Source organism: Rhodococcus tibetensis (genome assembly GCF_024438035.1).
GTDB lineage: Bacteria > Actinomycetota > Actinomycetes > Mycobacteriales > Mycobacteriaceae > Rhodococcus_F > Rhodococcus_F tibetensis.
The window spans coordinates 79830-95337 of the sequence record NZ_JANFQF010000008.1; the positions used below are offsets into that span (position 1 = coordinate 79830).

At 67.5% G+C, this 15508-nt stretch carries 13 protein-coding genes; 6 read left to right on the forward strand and 7 right to left on the reverse strand.

Features of this window, described 5'->3' with window-relative positions:
• Positions 1 to 2 precede the first annotated feature (2 nt).
• The 4 genes from NOF53_RS11500 to NOF53_RS11515 form a co-directional block, all read right to left on the reverse strand.
• Positions 3 to 1193, reverse strand: a complete 1191-nt coding sequence (locus tag NOF53_RS11500) for a class I adenylate-forming enzyme family protein (protein WP_255968300.1) — start codon at positions 1191 to 1193, stop codon at positions 3 to 5.
• Positions 1194 to 1271: 78 nt separating this feature from the next.
• Entirely contained in the window at positions 1272 to 2078 is an 807-nt protein-coding gene (locus NOF53_RS11505) for an enoyl-CoA hydratase/isomerase family protein (protein WP_255968302.1), read from the reverse strand.
• A gap of 26 nt (positions 2079 to 2104) precedes the next feature.
• Complete coding sequence (locus NOF53_RS11510; protein ID WP_255968303.1) at positions 2105 to 3616, reverse strand: MFS transporter; 1512 nt, start codon at positions 3614 to 3616, stop codon at positions 2105 to 2107.
• A gap of 2 nt (positions 3617 to 3618) precedes the next feature.
• On the reverse strand, positions 3619 to 4236 hold the full coding sequence (locus NOF53_RS11515) for a PadR family transcriptional regulator (protein WP_255968304.1): 618 nt from the start codon (positions 4234 to 4236) through the stop codon (positions 3619 to 3621).
• A gap of 62 nt (positions 4237 to 4298) precedes the next feature.
• On the opposite strand from NOF53_RS11515, the gene NOF53_RS11520 reads away from it, so the two are divergent.
• Both NOF53_RS11520 and NOF53_RS11525 read left to right on the forward strand, forming a co-directional pair.
• Positions 4299 to 5003, forward strand: a complete 705-nt coding sequence (locus tag NOF53_RS11520) for a GNAT family N-acetyltransferase (protein WP_255968305.1) — start codon at positions 4299 to 4301, stop codon at positions 5001 to 5003.
• A 31-nt stretch (positions 5004 to 5034) separates the two neighbouring features.
• Positions 5035 to 6069 (forward strand): glutathione S-transferase family protein, encoded by a 1035-nt coding sequence (locus NOF53_RS11525; RefSeq protein WP_255968306.1) that lies wholly within the window; start codon positions 5035 to 5037, stop codon positions 6067 to 6069.
• A 10-nt stretch (positions 6070 to 6079) separates the two neighbouring features.
• On the opposite strand, the gene NOF53_RS11530 is transcribed toward NOF53_RS11525, so the two are convergent.
• A complete protein-coding gene (locus NOF53_RS11530; RefSeq protein ID WP_255968307.1) occupies positions 6080 to 6475 on the reverse strand; it encodes a VOC family protein in 396 nt (131 codons plus the stop codon).
• A 4-nt stretch (positions 6476 to 6479) separates the two neighbouring features.
• Complete coding sequence (locus NOF53_RS11535; protein ID WP_255968308.1) at positions 6480 to 7334, reverse strand: helix-turn-helix domain-containing protein; 855 nt, start codon at positions 7332 to 7334, stop codon at positions 6480 to 6482.
• A 99-nt stretch (positions 7335 to 7433) separates the two neighbouring features.
• Here NOF53_RS11535 and NOF53_RS11540 point away from each other — a divergent pair, with 99 nt between their 5' ends.
• Positions 7434 to 8120, forward strand: a complete 687-nt coding sequence (locus tag NOF53_RS11540; protein WP_255968309.1) for a hypothetical protein — start codon at positions 7434 to 7436, stop codon at positions 8118 to 8120.
• A 17-nt stretch (positions 8121 to 8137) separates the two neighbouring features.
• Here the strand turns inward: NOF53_RS11540 and gad are convergent, their stop codons facing one another.
• Positions 8138 to 9517: a glutamate decarboxylase gene (gad, locus tag NOF53_RS11545; protein ID WP_255968311.1), complete on the reverse strand. Its 1380-nt coding sequence runs from the start codon at positions 9515 to 9517 to the stop codon at positions 8138 to 8140.
• Between the two features lie 128 nt (positions 9518 to 9645).
• On the opposite strand from gad, the gene NOF53_RS11550 reads away from it, so the two are divergent.
• Genes NOF53_RS11550 through NOF53_RS11560 form a run of 3 tightly spaced genes read left to right on the forward strand, consistent with a single transcriptional unit; the run spans position 9646 to position 15500 of the window.
• Positions 9646 to 10791 (forward strand): ABC transporter ATP-binding protein, encoded by a 1146-nt coding sequence (locus tag NOF53_RS11550; RefSeq protein WP_255968312.1) that lies wholly within the window; start codon positions 9646 to 9648, stop codon positions 10789 to 10791.
• On the forward strand, positions 10788 to 11567 hold the full coding sequence (locus NOF53_RS11555) for an ABC transporter permease (RefSeq protein ID WP_255968313.1): 780 nt from the start codon (positions 10788 to 10790) through the stop codon (positions 11565 to 11567). The genes NOF53_RS11550 and NOF53_RS11555 overlap by 4 nt, the downstream gene beginning before the upstream one ends.
• Positions 11568 to 11615: 48 nt before the next feature.
• A complete protein-coding gene (locus NOF53_RS11560; protein ID WP_255968314.1) occupies positions 11616 to 15500 on the forward strand; it encodes an ABC transporter ATP-binding protein in 3885 nt (1294 codons plus the stop codon).
• Positions 15501 to 15508 lie beyond the last annotated feature (8 nt).

The following is a 15508-nucleotide window of genomic DNA, read 5'->3' on the forward strand; positions in this document are numbered from 1 at the left end:
GCCTAGGCGGCGACGTCGCGGTCGACGATACGGACGAAGCCGTCGCCATCGATACTCGCGGTGTCGCCGGTGTGAAACCAACCACCCGTGAAGCTCTGCGCGGTGGCCTCCGGGCGGTTCCAGTAGCCGCGCGTCACGCCCGGCCCACGGCAACACAATTCGCCGAACCCGCGCTGTGCTTGCGGGCCGAAGAGCGCCACTTCCATTCCGCCGAACGCGATCCCCACACTGCCCGCGTGGGTCAGTGCACACTCGTCGGGAAGGGCCAGTCCGGCGCCGCACGTTTCGGTCTTCCCCCACCCCAGGAAGTGCTTGGCGGCCGGGAAGGTCTTCCGCAGAAATCGCGCTTGCTCCACGGACAGACCGGCGCCGCTGTAGTCGATCCACCGCACTGCTCGCCGGCCGAAGCTGGTCACCGGCGACTGTTCGACCGCACGCAGGAGTGTGGCCGGGGTAGCGGTCAGGACATCCGCGCCCGTTCCGCGCCAGGACGCCGCGTCCGTACTCGACGTCAACAGGGCAGTGCCGCCGACCACCAGGGTCGAGAGCAACTCGACGAGCGATCCGACGGTGTGCAGCTCGGGTTCGACCAGCAGGTTGCGTAGCCCCTCCGAGCTGAACCGCCGCGCGTGGATCACCGATTCGAGGGTGGAGAGGACGTTCTCGTTGCTCAGCTCGACTCCCTTGGGCGACCCGTCGCCGGTGTACGACAGCAAGACCAGCTCTTCGGGACCGGCACCGTCGTCGATGAACGAGATTCCTTCGGGAAGCTCCCCGTCGAGGACCATCACCGACTCGCTGTCGGCGAGGACGGAGTCGGTGGCGGACTCGTCGAGCCTCGGACCCACGCCGACCGGTACCCCGCCCGCGAGGAGGACACCGAGAAAAGCCTCGACCCAGCGCACTCCCACCGGTTGCCGGACGGCCACCCGATCGCCGATTTCCACTCCCCGCGTTTTGAGACCTCCGGCCACGCGCGCCGCGGATGTCCACAACTGTGAGAACGTGAGCGCCCGGCCACCGTCCTCCTCGACGGCCACCCTCCCGGCGTAACGGTGGACGGCGACGTCGAGCAGCTCGGTGAGCGACGGATTGAGTGCGCCGTACCGGAGGAGGCCGTCGCGTCCGCGGGCCATCCGGTCGTCATGGAAGAAGGCGGAACTGCACGGGTACTCGACGAGGGGCGACGGCATCTGGACCTCCGCTGACTGACCGGAACGCTGCCCCGACTATATGACGCCGGTCACACTGGCGGGCGCAGACGGCCGACTCTAGCGGCCGTTGTATGTGGCCTTACCCGGTCCGACGGTAAGAAAGCTCCGGACCGCGCCCCGCAGGTCGTCCGTCTCGAAGAGTGCGCCTGACACCTGCGGGGTTATCGAGTCCGCGTGCGCCACTCCGCCGGACCGCCACGCGGAGATGATCTGCTTGGTCGCGTCGTGGGCGCGAGTCGGTCCGTCCGCCAGGCGCGCGGTGAGGGTCCGGGCCTCGGCGTCGACGTCGTCGTGGACCGCGTTCACCACACCCCAGTTCTGCAGTGTCGTGGCGTCGTAGAGATCCCCGGTCATCACCAGCTCGCGGGCGCGGCCGGAACCGGCACGCTCGGCCAGTCGCTGCGGTCCGCCCATCGAGGGCGTCAAACCGACTACGGTCTCGACCAAACCGAACTTGGCCTTCGGTGCGGCCAGAATGATGTCGCAGGCGAGCGCAATCTCGAATGCCGCAGTCAGGGTGAGCCCGTGGGCCGCATAGACCACCGGGCACGGCAGCGCTTCGATCGGGTGGCAGATCTCCGCAAACAGCTGCTGCCACAGATCCGCACCCTGCTCGGCGCTGAGCCCGTCGAAGAGATGGACGTCGACGCCGGCCGAGACCACCTTGCCTTCCGCGCACAGTAGCACGGCACGCGGCGGGTTCTCGGCGAGAGCGGCGACATCGGCCTGGACGGCGTCGAACATCGACTGGTCGAACAGGTTCAGCGGGCCGTGGGCGAATGTGAGGATCGCGAACTCGGCGCCCGCGTCGGTGCGGACACGTTCGAGTCGCGTGGGGTGTGATGCGGCAGCAGAATCGGTCATGCCGTCACACTGCCACACCGTCAACCTCAGTCCTGCAGCGACGTTTCCCGGCTCGTCTCGGCGTCCGCGGTGTCATCGGAAGCCTTCTCGCGCAGCGGCCGTGCGAAGCACACAGAGGCCACGAAGCCGACCAGCAGAATCGCCGCGGGCAGCCACACCGACTGGGACATGGCCGTGGCGAACGGGTCCTTCATGACCTCGGGTAGCTCACCGACACCGGCGTCCTGGCTTCCGCCGGTCATTCCCTGCGCGGACAGCCGCGCGGTGATGAGCGCGCCGATGGCGGCACTGCCGAGCACGGCCCCGACCTGGCGGGTCGTGTTGTACACGCCCGCCCCTGCGCCCGCCTGATGCGGGGGCAGGTTGTGGGTGGCGGTGGCCGCGAGCGGGGACCAGATGCACGAGTTGGCCACACCGATCAATCCGATGGGGAGCAGCAGTTGCCAGATGGCGACATCGGGCGACATGACCATCGCCAGCCAGCCCAGCGCAACTGCAAAGAGGAGAAAGCCTGTGCCGGCGATGTACCGCGGATGCGCCCGGTCCACCAGTCTCCCGACGAACGGGGCGAACACGCCGGTGAAGACGGCCATCGGCACCAGCAGCAGGGCCGACTGTGTGGGCGACAGGCCGCGCACGCCCTGTGTGTAGAACATCAGGGGCAGGATCATGGCCGTGACCGCGAAACCCATGGCGGTGATTCCGACGTTGGCGAGCGCGAAATTGCGATCCCGGAACAAGCTCAAGGGCAGCAGCGGTTCGTTGCGGTTCCACGACTGATACCAGACGAAAATCCCGATCAGGACCAGCCCCGCCCCTATCGACAACCAGACGAGCAGCGACCAGTCGTACGAACTGCCCTCCTGGATGCCGAACACGAGCAGGAACATGCCGAGCGCACTGAGCACGACGCCCGGAATGTCGAACTTGTGCTCGTGGGTCTCGAGCGCGGGAACGAGCCGCCACGCGAGCACGAACGCGATCACGCCGACCGGCACGTTGACGATGAAGATCCATTCCCAGCCGAGGTTGTCCACCAGCACGCCACCGGCGAGGGGTCCGACCAACGTGGCAACGCCCGCCACCGCGCCCCACAGTCCCATCGCTGTGCCGCGACGGTCGGGCGGGAACGTACGGGTGATGACGGCCATCGTCTGCGGTGTCATCAGCGCGGCCCCGAGTCCCTGGAACACCCGGGCGACGATGAGCATCGTGACGGTGCCGGACAGCCCACACCACAGTGACGCACCGGTGAAGAGAACAAGGCCGATGAGGTAGACGTTCTTGGGTCCGAAGCGGTCGCCGAGGCGGCCCGTGACGAGGAGGGGAACCGCGTAGGCCAACAGGTAGGCGCTGGTGACCCACACAACGCTGGTGATGTCGGTATGCAGGTCGGTCATGATCGCCGGGTTGGCTACCGCCACGATGGTGCTGTCGACGAGGATCATGAAGAATCCGATGACCAGCGCCCACAGGGCGGGCCAGGGGTCGCGTTGCTCGGGCCTGGTGGCAAGTGGCGCGGTGCGCTCGGTATCCATCGTCAATCCTTTGCTGAACCGGAATGGTCCCGGCGTGCGAATGTGAAGCCTTCGAGGAGATCGAGCCAGGGCAGCGTCCCGGAGTCGATATCGCTCACGAGCTCCCTGAGCCACTCGCGTTCCGCGCGGGCCACAGCGAGCAGATACTCGTTTCCCAGACCGAAGATGCGCGGCGTCCCGGTGCCACCGGCGGCGGTCGCCAATTCGTCGATCTCCCCGTCGAGGCGGCCGAGACGCTCGTGCAACAACTCCACCACGGCACCCGACTCGAGATTGTGCGCCTCAGCCAGGGCGAGCGGAAACTGCGGATGTTCCCGGACGGGCGTGGCGAGCATGTCGCTCACCCGTCGGCCGAGGGCGTCCCGTCCAGGATCCGTGATCTCGTACATCGTCCGCTCGGGCCGGTTTCCCGCCCTGTCGGTGCCGGTGGTGCGCACCAGGCCTTCACCTTCGAGCCTGCTCACAGTGTGATAGAGCGACCCCGGCCTGATCTTCACCAGGCGTCCGCGACGAGTGGCAGCGAGTTGGTACATCTCGTACGGGTGCATCGTTCGCTCGTTGAGCAGACCGAGGATGGTGACCGCCAGCGGTGTCAGCACCATGTGCACCACCCCTCGCATCGAATATTCCACGTGGAATATACCGGACCGGCTAAACACTGCCAAACGGTTACCGTATCTGCGTGGATCCGCATCATCTCGATATCGTTCGACTCGCCTGGTCGCGCGAACTGGGACTGCCCGACGACGCGCTCACGGCCGGCCCCGACCGTGCCACCCGGGCGAACCAGGAGACGGACACCATCCGGTTTCTCCACCTACTGGACACCTCGGCGATGGTGGGCCCTGCCTGGGCACTCGGGCGCGCAGAACGGCTTTCGGCTCGCGAACTGACGGAACCCGCGACTCTGCTCAGCCTCACCCAAGACCGTTCCGCCCGCTGCTCCGGACCGGTCACGCTCTGGTTCACCAGCGAATACCAGGAACCGCCGACCGGGCAACCGCCTCTGGTCTCGGACGACCGCGGGCACGTGCGGGAAGTGGAGACCGTCTGCCCACCCGACGATGTGACCGAAGCCCACCTCAGCAGTCGAGACCGATGCTTCACGATCCTCGACGACGCGCAGCAGCCGGTCAGTTGCGCCGGATACGACGAATTCCAGGGATTCGTTGCCGACGTCGCGGTCCTGACCGCGCCACAGTTCCGGGGCCGCGGACTCGGAACGCGTGCCGTCGGAATCGCCACCGACGATGCGCTCGACAGCGGATTGATCGCCCAGTTCCGTACACCGCGGGATGCCTCGGGGTCCCGCCGGCTTTCCGCCCGCTCGGGATACCGGGAACTCGGAACGTACATCGAGGTCACCATCTCGCGAAGTACGCTGTGAGACATCATCGACGGACGAGGACGGGTCGATCATGACGGAGCAGGAACAGGATCGTTCGGGGGCCGCCGACTACGTCGAACCCGGTTCCGACTTCACTCGGGACACCCGCTACATCGCCACGCGGATCACCGCGGACGGGCGAGACGGTTACCCCGTCGAGCCGGGCCGTTACCGTCTCGTGGCCGCGCGAGCGTGTCCCTGGGCGAACCGGGCGATCATCGTGCGACGGCTCCTCGGGCTCGAAGACGTGTTGTCGATGGGCTTGTGCGGTCCCACCCACGACGAGCGCAGCTGGACCTTCGATCTCGACCCGGGCGAGCTGGACCCCGTGCTGAAAATCCCGCGCCTGCAGGACGCTTACTTCGCGCGCTTTCCGGACTACGAACGCGGGATCACCGTTCCTGCGATCGTCGACGTGCCCACCGGACAGGTGGTCACCAACGACTATCCGCACATCACCCTCGATCTGTCGACCGAGTGGACGCAGTACCACCGAAAGGGAGCGCCCGACCTCTACCCGGAGGAGCGTCGCGACGAGATCGACGAAGTGGCCGACCTCGTGTTCCGTGACGTCAACAACGGCGTGTACCGGTGCGGTTTCGCCGGATCACAGAGCGCCTACGACTCGGCATATGATCGCCTGTTCGCACGCCTCGATTGGCTCGAGGAGCGACTGACCACCCGCCGGTTCCTCGTCGGCGACACCGTCACCGAGGCGGACGTGCGGTTGTTCACCACTTTGGCCCGGTTCGATGCCGTCTACCACGGGCACTTCAAATGCAATCGAAACAAGCTCAGTGAGATGCCGGCTCTGTGGGGTTACGCGCGAGACTTGTTCCAGACGCCGGGGTTCGGGGACACGCTCGACTTCGTCCAGATCAAGCAGCACTACTACGTGGTGCACACCGACATCAATCCCACCCGGATCGTCCCGAAGGGGCCGGACCTGTCGGGCTGGCTGCTGCCGCACGGGCGCGAGCAGCTCGGTGGCAGGCCGTTCGGGAACGGCACACCGCCACCTCCGCCGAAGCCCGGCGAGGAGGTCCCGGCCGGGCACGGCGCATGAGCGGGCGGGTCTACGCGCCGGTGTAGGTACCGAAACTCCAGAACACACCCTCGGGGTCGCGGCAGGTGAATCCCCGCGATCCGTAGTCCTCGTCCCGCAGTCCGCGAACGATAGTGGCACCGGCCGCCACGGCGCGCTGGTGGAGAGCGTCGGGGTCGTCGACGACGAGGTACACCGAGCCCGTCCCCGGCGGCAGGTCGCTGATGACCGAGTCCTCGCTGGGCGAACCGAGCATGATCCCGCCGCCCTTCGGCCAGCCGAGTTCGGCGTGATCGACCCGGTCCCCCTCGCCGTACACCGCTTTCTCGGCGAACCCGAAAGCGTCGACGAGGAAGCGGATCGCGGCCCGCGCGTCGCGGTAGACGACCGTGGGCCATACACATGTGGTTTGCGTCGAAGTAGTCATGTCCTCACTCTGCGCCGTCGTCGTGGTACGGGTCTTGGACGAATGAGAACGGGTCGATCTCACGCCACCGCGACGGTGCGACGCCCGCGAAGTCGCGCCAGTCCCGCGCCATGTGCGCCTGGTCGTAATACCCGCACCGTGCGGACACCTCGGCAAGCGTGGCGAATCCGGCACGCTTCATCATCTGATGGGAGCGATGAAAGCGCGACAACCGCGCCACATCTTTCGGCGTGACGCCGTACTCGGCGACGAACCGATTCACCAGATGCCTTCTGCTCCAGCCGATGTCGCGGGCCACCTCGGCTACCCGGACTGCCCCCTCACCGACGAGCAGATCCCAGGCACGCACGAGATGCGGATCGATCTCCGCGTCGGCGACGCGCCGCCCGAGAACGTCGTCGAGAATGCGGAACCGTCCCTCCCACCCGGGCTCGAGGGACAACCGCTCGACCAATTCCCTCGCATCGGGGCCGACGAAGTCGTCGAGAGCGACGACCCAGGCGCCGAGAGCAGAAGCGGGCACTCCCAGCAAGGCTCGCGCACCGAGAGGACTCAGAGCCAGTTGGACCCCGTGCTGAGTGCCGCCGTGCCGGATCGTCACCGGCGATGTCGCGATGCCACTTGCCAGCGTGTCGTAGCAGCCGGGTGCCTGTTCCGGCGCGGCCTGCTCGGCGATGTCGAGCGGCTCGTCGATCGTCACGATCACCGTCAAGCAGGGCGACGGCAGACCCAGATGGATGCCGGGCTCGAAACCGGCCAGCCGGTAGCCGTCGTACCCCGTGACCAGCGCGCGCAACGGTGCCGCCGGGCGCCGGAAGGCCCCGAACGAGACGGCGGTATCGCGGTCGGCCACGCTCACGACACCAGCCTAGGCAACGGTACCGACACCGGCCACAGCGTTCGCTCACCTACAGTCGGTGCCAGCACACTCGAAGTACACGGCGAGACGGGAGCCCCGATGGCTGACAATGGTGGACGGATCGAGAGGGCACTGGTCTCGGTTCTCGACAACGGGAGCAGACTGCAGGCTCCCGCTGTGGCCAAGTACGTCGAGTGGGTCCGGCGTTCGCATCCGGACGAATCGCCCGCCCAGATCATCGAGCGCATGGAAAAGATGTTCCTGCTGGCCGTGACGGGCAGCGGCAGTGCGGTGGGTGCCGCGGCCGCCGTTCCCGGCGTCGGGACGGTGGCATCGATCGCGGCGGTGGGCGCCGAGTCGGCGTTCTTTCTCGAATCGGCTGCCCTGCTGACCTTGGCCGTGGCGTCGGTGCACGGCATCTCTGCCACGGACCATCAACAGCGACGGGCACTCGTCCTGTCCGTCGCACTCGGTGAATCAGGCATGGAAATCGTCCAGAAGGCGACGGGCGTGACCGCGAAGAACTGGGGGACGGCCATCACCAGTCGTATTCCGGGTCCCACGATGAAAGGCATGAACAGCCGCCTGCTGCGTAAGTTCGTCACCAAGTACGCTGCCCGGCGTAGCGCGCTGGTTCTCGGCAAATTGGTGCCGGCCGGAATCGGCGCCGCGATCGGCGGCGCCGGCAACCGGGCAATCGGCAAGGGCGTCGTGAAGAATGCGCGCGAAGCTTTCGGTCCCGCGCCCACCCGATGGCCGGATCAGCTGCGCGCCCTCGAGGCGTGACCGGCGTCTCGAGCGGATCAGTGCGCGAAGTGCTGCGCCGTCGAATGCCCGCCGCCCTTCTCCCGCAGCTCGGCGCAGACCTCCTCGATCGCCTCGGACACCAGTGACCCCAGATCTGCGCTGAAACCCTCCCGGACGACGATGCGCAGCACCGCGACGTCCTCTGCATCGGCAGGCATCGTGTATGCGGGCACCTGCCAGCCCCGGGCCCGTAGTTCGTGCGACACGTCGAACACCGTGAACCCGGGGTCACCCACGAGTTCGAACGCGATCACCGGGATATCGGTTCCATCGCTGATCAAGGTGAAGTGCTCGATTTCTGCGATGCGCTTACCCACGCGAACAGCGGTGTCGCGCAACGTCTCCATGATCGCCCGGTATCCCGCCCGGCCGAGGCGCAGGAAGTTGTAGTACTGCCCTACTACCTGATTGCCGGGACGGGAAAAGTTGAGCGTGAACGTCGGCATATCGCCGCCGAGGTAGTTGACCCGGAACACCAGCCCTTCGGGGAGATCCTCGCGGCCGCGCCACACCACGAACCCGATGCCCGGATATGTGAGCCCGTACTTGTGGCCGCTGACGTTGATCGAGACGACCCGCGGGACCCTGAAGTCCCACAACAATTCCGGCTGCAGGAATGGGATCACGAAACCCCCGCTGGCCGCGTCGACGTGAATCGGGACGTCGGGACCGCCGGACGCCGCGATGTGATCGAGTGTGTCGGCGATCTCGGCCACCGGCTCGAGCTCACCGGTGTACGTGGTGCCGATGATCGCCACCACCCCGATGGTGTTCTCGTCGACCGCGGCCCGGACCTGCTCCGGCGTGATGATGTAGCGGCCCTTCTCCATCGGCAGATAGACCGGTTCGACGTCGAAGTACCGGCAGAACTTCTCCCACACCACCTGAACGTTGCTGCCCAGAACGAGATTCGGGCGGGTGGTGTCCCGGCCTGCCTCCTCCCGTTGAGCGCGCCATCGCCACTTCAGTGCGAGGCCGGCGAGCATGACTGCCTCGCTCGACCCGATGGTGGAGACACCGGTGGCGCTGGCCGGGTCGGTGGTGGACAGATCCGGGGCGTGGAAGAGATCGGCGACCATCGACACGCACCGGGACTCGATCGCGGCCGTCGCCGGATACTCGTCCTTGTCGATCATGTTCTTGTCGAACGTCTCCGCCATCAGCTTGTCTGCCTCGGGATCCATCCACGTGGTGACGAACGTAGCCAGGTTCAGCCGGGAGCTGCCGTCGAGCATCAACTCGTCGTGAATGAAGCGGTAGGCCGCCTGCGGATCGGTTTCGTCCTCCGGCAGTCGCAGTGCCGGAAACGGCTCCACAGCCATTCGCCCCGTATAGGCCGGCGCCAAGACGTCTCGGTGATGGTGGTTCTTGCTCATGTATGCCCCCAATCGACTGCATACAGAATGCGCTGCGAGGAAGACCCTGTAAGCCAGTTGGTGAATATCGGCACGGCAGCCCAGTAGGGTCGAGTCGATTCCACACGATTGCGTCAGGGGAGGACGTCTTGCCCACTGCAATACCGACGAGTGTCGCAGCGCCGATCGAGGTGCGCGGGCTGTCGAAAAGCTTCAAGAACGTCACCGCCGTCTCCGACCTCAGCTTCTCCGTACCGCACGGCTCGATCACCGGTTTCCTCGGCCCCAACGGCTCGGGTAAGACCACAACGCTGCGAATGATCCTCGGACTCGTCCGGCCGAGCGCCGGAACCTCCGCCGTCGAGGGCGTCCCGATTGGGGCGCTCAGCGATCCGGCCCGCACGGTCGGTGCCGTCCTCGACTCCCAGAGCCTGCACCCTGCGCGCACCGCGCTCGATCACCTGAAGGTGTACGCCTCGGCCATCGGGGTGCCGGACGCGCGGGCCCGCCAGGTGCTCGCGCTCGTCGGACTCGAAGACGTGGCGGGGCGGAAGGCCGGCGGATTCTCGCTGGGCATGCGACAGCGCCTGTCGCTCGCCACCGCTCTGCTGGGCGATCCCCGCATCCTCGTCCTCGACGAACCGGCCAACGGACTCGACCCCGAGGGGATCGCGTGGCTGCGCGAGTTCCTGAAAGGCTTCGCCGCCTCCGGACGAACCGTCCTCGTCTCGAGTCACATCCTCCGGGAAGTCGAGCAGACGGTCGACAATCTGGTGATCGTCAGCCGGGGCGCGCTCGTCTATCAGGGCAGGATGGAGGAACTGCGGAAGTCGCAACAGAGCCGGTTGCTGGTGGCCTCCTCGAGCCCGGCTGCGCTGGCGACGGCGCTGGCCGCGAGGGGCATCGTCGATGCCCGGTCCCTGGCGGACGGACGTCTCGCCGTGACGGGCGCGTCGGTCGATGCCGTCCAGTCCGTCGCCACTCGAGCCGGAGTGACGATCTTCGGCACCGTGGCCGAGCACATCGACCTCGAGCAACTCTTCCTGTCGATGACGACGGGCCAGTACGTCGCCGGCGCCAGCGCGGCCGCCCCGTCCGGATTCGGCCCGCCGCCTCCGGCGTACCCGCAGCAGCCCGGCTACCCACCCCAGCCGGGTTACGGTCCCCCGCACGGCTACCCCGGCCACCCGGGCGCAGGTCCTCATCCCGGCTACGGCCCCCCGACCGGATATCCGCCCGCGTATACCCAACCCCCGCAGCCGACGCAGGGCCCGATGTCCGGAGGTCCGCGATGACCGCACTGCTCACTGCAGAATTCCGCAAGGTAACGACGTTGCGGTTCTGGTGGATGCTCGGGCTGACGCCTCTGGTCGTCGGAATGTTCTCGAGCGCCATCACCCTTCCGGTGCTGCGCGCCTTCACCGATGCCTTCGAAGCCGATCCGGCGGACGCCAACCTTGCCGCCACTCTGTTCGGGCTGGGTGTCGCACTGTCGCTCGTCGTGCTCTTCGCCGCGCTCTTCGGAGCGGTGAACGTCGGCACCGAGTTCCGCTACAAGACACTGACCACCACTTTCCTCACCGCGCGTGGACGAGACGGTGTGATCGGCGCGAAACTGGCCGTGACGGCCGCCTTCGGCTTCTTCTACTGCCTGGTGGTCGAGATGGTCAGCGTCGGCCTGCTGCTGACCTTCGGCGGGGAGAACTTCGAACTGCGCGGTTCCCTCTTCGCCATGCTGGGCGTCGCGTTGGTGGGTGCCACATTCTGGGCCCTGATCGGCGGCGGGATGTCGATGCTCACCGGTTCCTCGATCGGCAGTTGCATCTCGCTGGTCGTCTGGTACACCCTCGGCGAGATGATCCTGCGCTCGATCCTCAGCGGCATCGGCATCGGCGGGGCCGGCGGTTTCCTCCCCGTCTCGGCAACCCTGGGATCCGTCGCGAACGCGGCTGCGGGCAACGACATCGACTGGTTGCCGCTGTGGCCCGCCGCGCCGATCGCGGTCATCGTCTGGACCGCCCTCTTCACCCTCGGCGGCTGGGCCCTGACCCGCAGGCGCGACATCGCCTGAGGGAACGCCACGACTCCGCTGTCGGACCGCAGCGCTAACGTGGACACAGTGGCAGGTGAGAGTACATCCGGCTCGGTGATCGAGCGGGAGCAGACGAGCGAGCGCGACGCGACAGGGCCCGGCTGGATACGCCGGCTCAGCGCCGAGTGCTGGGCTCATCGGCGCGTCACCGTCGGGGCACTGACCGTGACGGTTCTCGCGGCGGGCATCGACATCTCGTTCCCTCTACTCACCAAGTACGCGCTGGACGCCGCAGGCACGGACCGCGCCACCGAAGTCATCGGCCTCGCCGCCCTCCTGATCGCCCTCCTCGCGTGTGTGCGCTTCGCGTGTCAGTACGGCCGGCGGATGCTCGCGGGCAAACTGTCACTCGACGTTCAGCACGACTTGCGATTGGGGTTGCTCGGTGCGCTGCAACGCCTCGACGGACGTGGCCAAGACCAGATCCGCACCGGCCAGGTGGTGTCGCGGTCCATTACCGATCTGCAACTGGTGCAGGGCCTGCTCGCCATGGTCCCGTTGTCGGCGGGCGCGTTGCTTCAATTCGTCCTCGCCCTCGGCATCATGGTGTGGCTCTCCCCGCTGCTGACGGTGGTCGCGCTGGTGATCGTTCCAGTCGTCTGTCTCGTCGTCTACGCGATGCGTCCCACACTGTTCGCCGCCACCTGGTCCGCCCAGCAGCGGGCAGCCGACCTCGCGCAACACGTCGAGGAGACGGTCACCGGAGTGCGCGTCGTGAAGGGATTCGGGCAGGAACGACGGGCCGTCGATCAGCTCGAACAGCACAGTCGGGCACTGTATGCAGAACGCCTACGGGCCGCCCGCATCAACTCCCGCTTCACTCCCACCATGGCCGCGCTCCCTCAACTCGGGCTCGTCGGTGTGATCGCCGTCGGCGGCTATCTGGCGCTGCACGGCTCCATCACGATCGGCACGTTCCTCGCCTTCGCCACCTACGTCACGACGATGACGGCGGTTACCCGCACCCTGTCCTCCGTAGTGATCATGGCGCAACTGTCCCGGGCAGCCGTCGAACGCGTGTACGAGGTGATCGACACCGAACCGGAGGTCGCGGATCCGCCGCACCCCACCCCGCTGCCCGACGGACCGCTGGGCGTCGATCTGCGGTCGGTGACCTTCGGGTTCGAGCCGGACCGCGACACCCTGCGCGGGCTCGACCTGCAGATCGCCCCCGGTGAGACGGTCGCGGTGGTGGGAATGGCGGGTTCCGGGAAAACGGCGCTCTCCCTGCTGCTCCCCCGGTTCTACGCCCCGTCTTCGGGCACCGTGGCGCTGACCTCCGGCGACGACATCTTCGACGTCGCCCAGCTGAGCGCCGAGCACCTCCGCGAAGCCGTAAGCCTCGTCTTCGACGAACCGTTCCTCTTCTCCGACACCATCGCCGCCAACATCGCCCTCGGCAGGCCCGATGCCAGCGCGGAGGAGATCCGCGAAGCGGCGACGATAGCGGCGGCCGACGAGTTCGTCTCCGCCCTTCCCGACGGTTACGACACCGTGGTCGGGGAACGCGGTCTCACGCTGTCGGGCGGACAGCGCCAGCGGATCGCCCTGGCACGTGCCCTGCTCACCGATCCGCGGGTCCTGATTCTCGACGACGCCACGTCCGCCGTGGATGCGACCACCGAGGCGTCCATCTTCGAGGCGCTCCGGGCAGGCCGCGGCCGGACCGCGCTCGTGCTCGCGCACCGACGTTCGACCCTGTCACTGGCCGATCGGGTGGCCGTCCTCGACGGGGGACGAATCATCGACAGCGGCACGGTAAGCGAACTCGACGAACGGTGCGCGCTGTTCCGTGCACTCTTCGCGTCCCCCGAGATGGGGAACGGCGTGGACGGCAGCCCGCTCGAGGCCGATCCGATGCCGACCCAGCGCCGCATCCCCTCCGCCACGGAACTGTGGCCCGAAAACACTCATGGGGCGCCGGACGTTCCCCTCGCCGCGACCGGCGTCGGGGGAACTCCGGCTCCCGCTTCCGGACCGGGCAGTGGGGGTCGCGGCGGCGGTGGACCGATGGCCGGTGCTCTGGGGAACATCGCGGCCACCCCCGAACTGCAGGCCGCCGTCGACGCGCTGCCTCCTGCCCTCGAGAGCCCGGGACTCGACACCCGCACCCTGCGGCTGCCCGAACCGGACTTCCACCTGTCGCGAATACTGCGACCGGTCCGCGGGCTGCTGTTCGCCGTGGTCGCGTGCCTGGCGCTCGATTCCCTCGCCGCAATCGCCTTCCCCTCCATCGTGCGATTCGCCATCGACCACGGTGTGCTCCCGCAGGACTCGGCGACGCTGTGGACGGCCACCGCGGTCGGGATCACCCTCGTCGCCGCCGACTGGCTGGTGGTCGCGGCAATGACGGTGCTCACCGCCCGGGCAGGTGAGCGTGTCCTCTTCGGGCTCCGCGTGCGCAGCTACGCGCACCTGCAGCGGCTCGGGCTCGACTACTACGAGCGGGAGCTGTCCGGCCGGATCATGACCCGCATGACCACCGACGTCGACGCGTTGTCGTCGTTCATCCAGACGGGAATGTCCACGGCCGTGGTCAGCGTGCTCACCGTCGTGGGTATCTCCGTCGCACTGATCGTCACCGACCTCACCCTCGCCGTCGTCGCCCTCGCCGTCATCCCGCCCCTCGTGGTCGCGACACTGCTCTTCCGCCGGATCTCCTCGGTGGCCTACACGGTGTCGCGGGAACGGATCTCCCTCGTCAACGCCGAGTTCCAAGAAAACATCGCCGGCCTGCGCGCCGCGCAGGCCTACCGCCGCGAGGAGTTCGCCGCCCGCAGGTTCGCCGAACGCGCGGACAGCTACCGGCGCAGCCGCATGCGGTCCCAGCGGGCGATCTCGTTGTACTTCCCATTCATCGCGTTCCTGTCGGATCTGGCGCTGGCCGCCGTCGTGTTCGTCGGTGCACGGCAGGTCGCGGGCGGCGAGACATCATCGGGAACGCTCGTAGCTTTCGTGTTGTACCTCGGCTTGCTGTTCGGGCCCATCCAGCAGCTGTCGCAGGTGTTCGACGGATATCAGCAGGCCAGTGTGGGCCTGCTCCGGATCGGCGATCTGCTCCGCACACCCAGTTCCATCGAGCGCGCCGCCGGTGACCACCGCACTCGGATCGACGGGCACCTGCGGGGCGAGGTGCGTCTCCGTGACGTCGGCTTCCGCTATTCCGGTGCGGGGAGTGACGCGCTGACGGACATCGATCTCCACATTCCGGCGGGCGCCACGGTGGCGCTGGTGGGCAAGACCGGCGCAGGCAAATCCACCATCGTGAAACTGCTCGCCCGCTTCTACGACCCGACCTCCGGCTCCGTGCTCGTCGACGATGTCGACGTGCGTCGCTACTCGCTCGGCGAGTACCGCGGACGTCTGGGGGTGGTCCCGCAAGAGGCGCATCTGTTCACCGGCACGGTCGCGACCAATATCGCGTACGGCAGGCCTGACGCGAGTCGTGACGAGATCGAGAACGCCGCCCGCGCGGTGGGAGCGCTCGGTACGATCGGCGAATTGCGGGGTGGGATGCGTCACCCCATCGGCGAGCGCGGGCAGGGCTTGTCGGCGGGTCAGCGGCAGTTGATCGCGCTGGCTCGTGCCGAACTGGTCGACCCCGACCTCCTGCTTCTCGACGAAGCGACCGCGACGCTCGATCCGGCCACAGAGCAGCTAGTTCTCGAGGCGGGCAGTCGGGTGACCCGGCGCCGGACCTCGGTGGTGGTAGCCCACCGACTGGCCACCGCGGCACGCGCCGACGTGATCCTCGTCATCGACGGGGGGCGGATCGTGGAGACCGGATCGCACGCCGCCCTGCGCTCGGCGGGTGGCCACTATGCGGGACTGTGGGATGCGGCCGAGAGCGGTGAAGGGAATAATCGCGGGGCGAGAACCGTCATCGATGGTGACCCCATCCGATGGCCGTGAGACAGCTC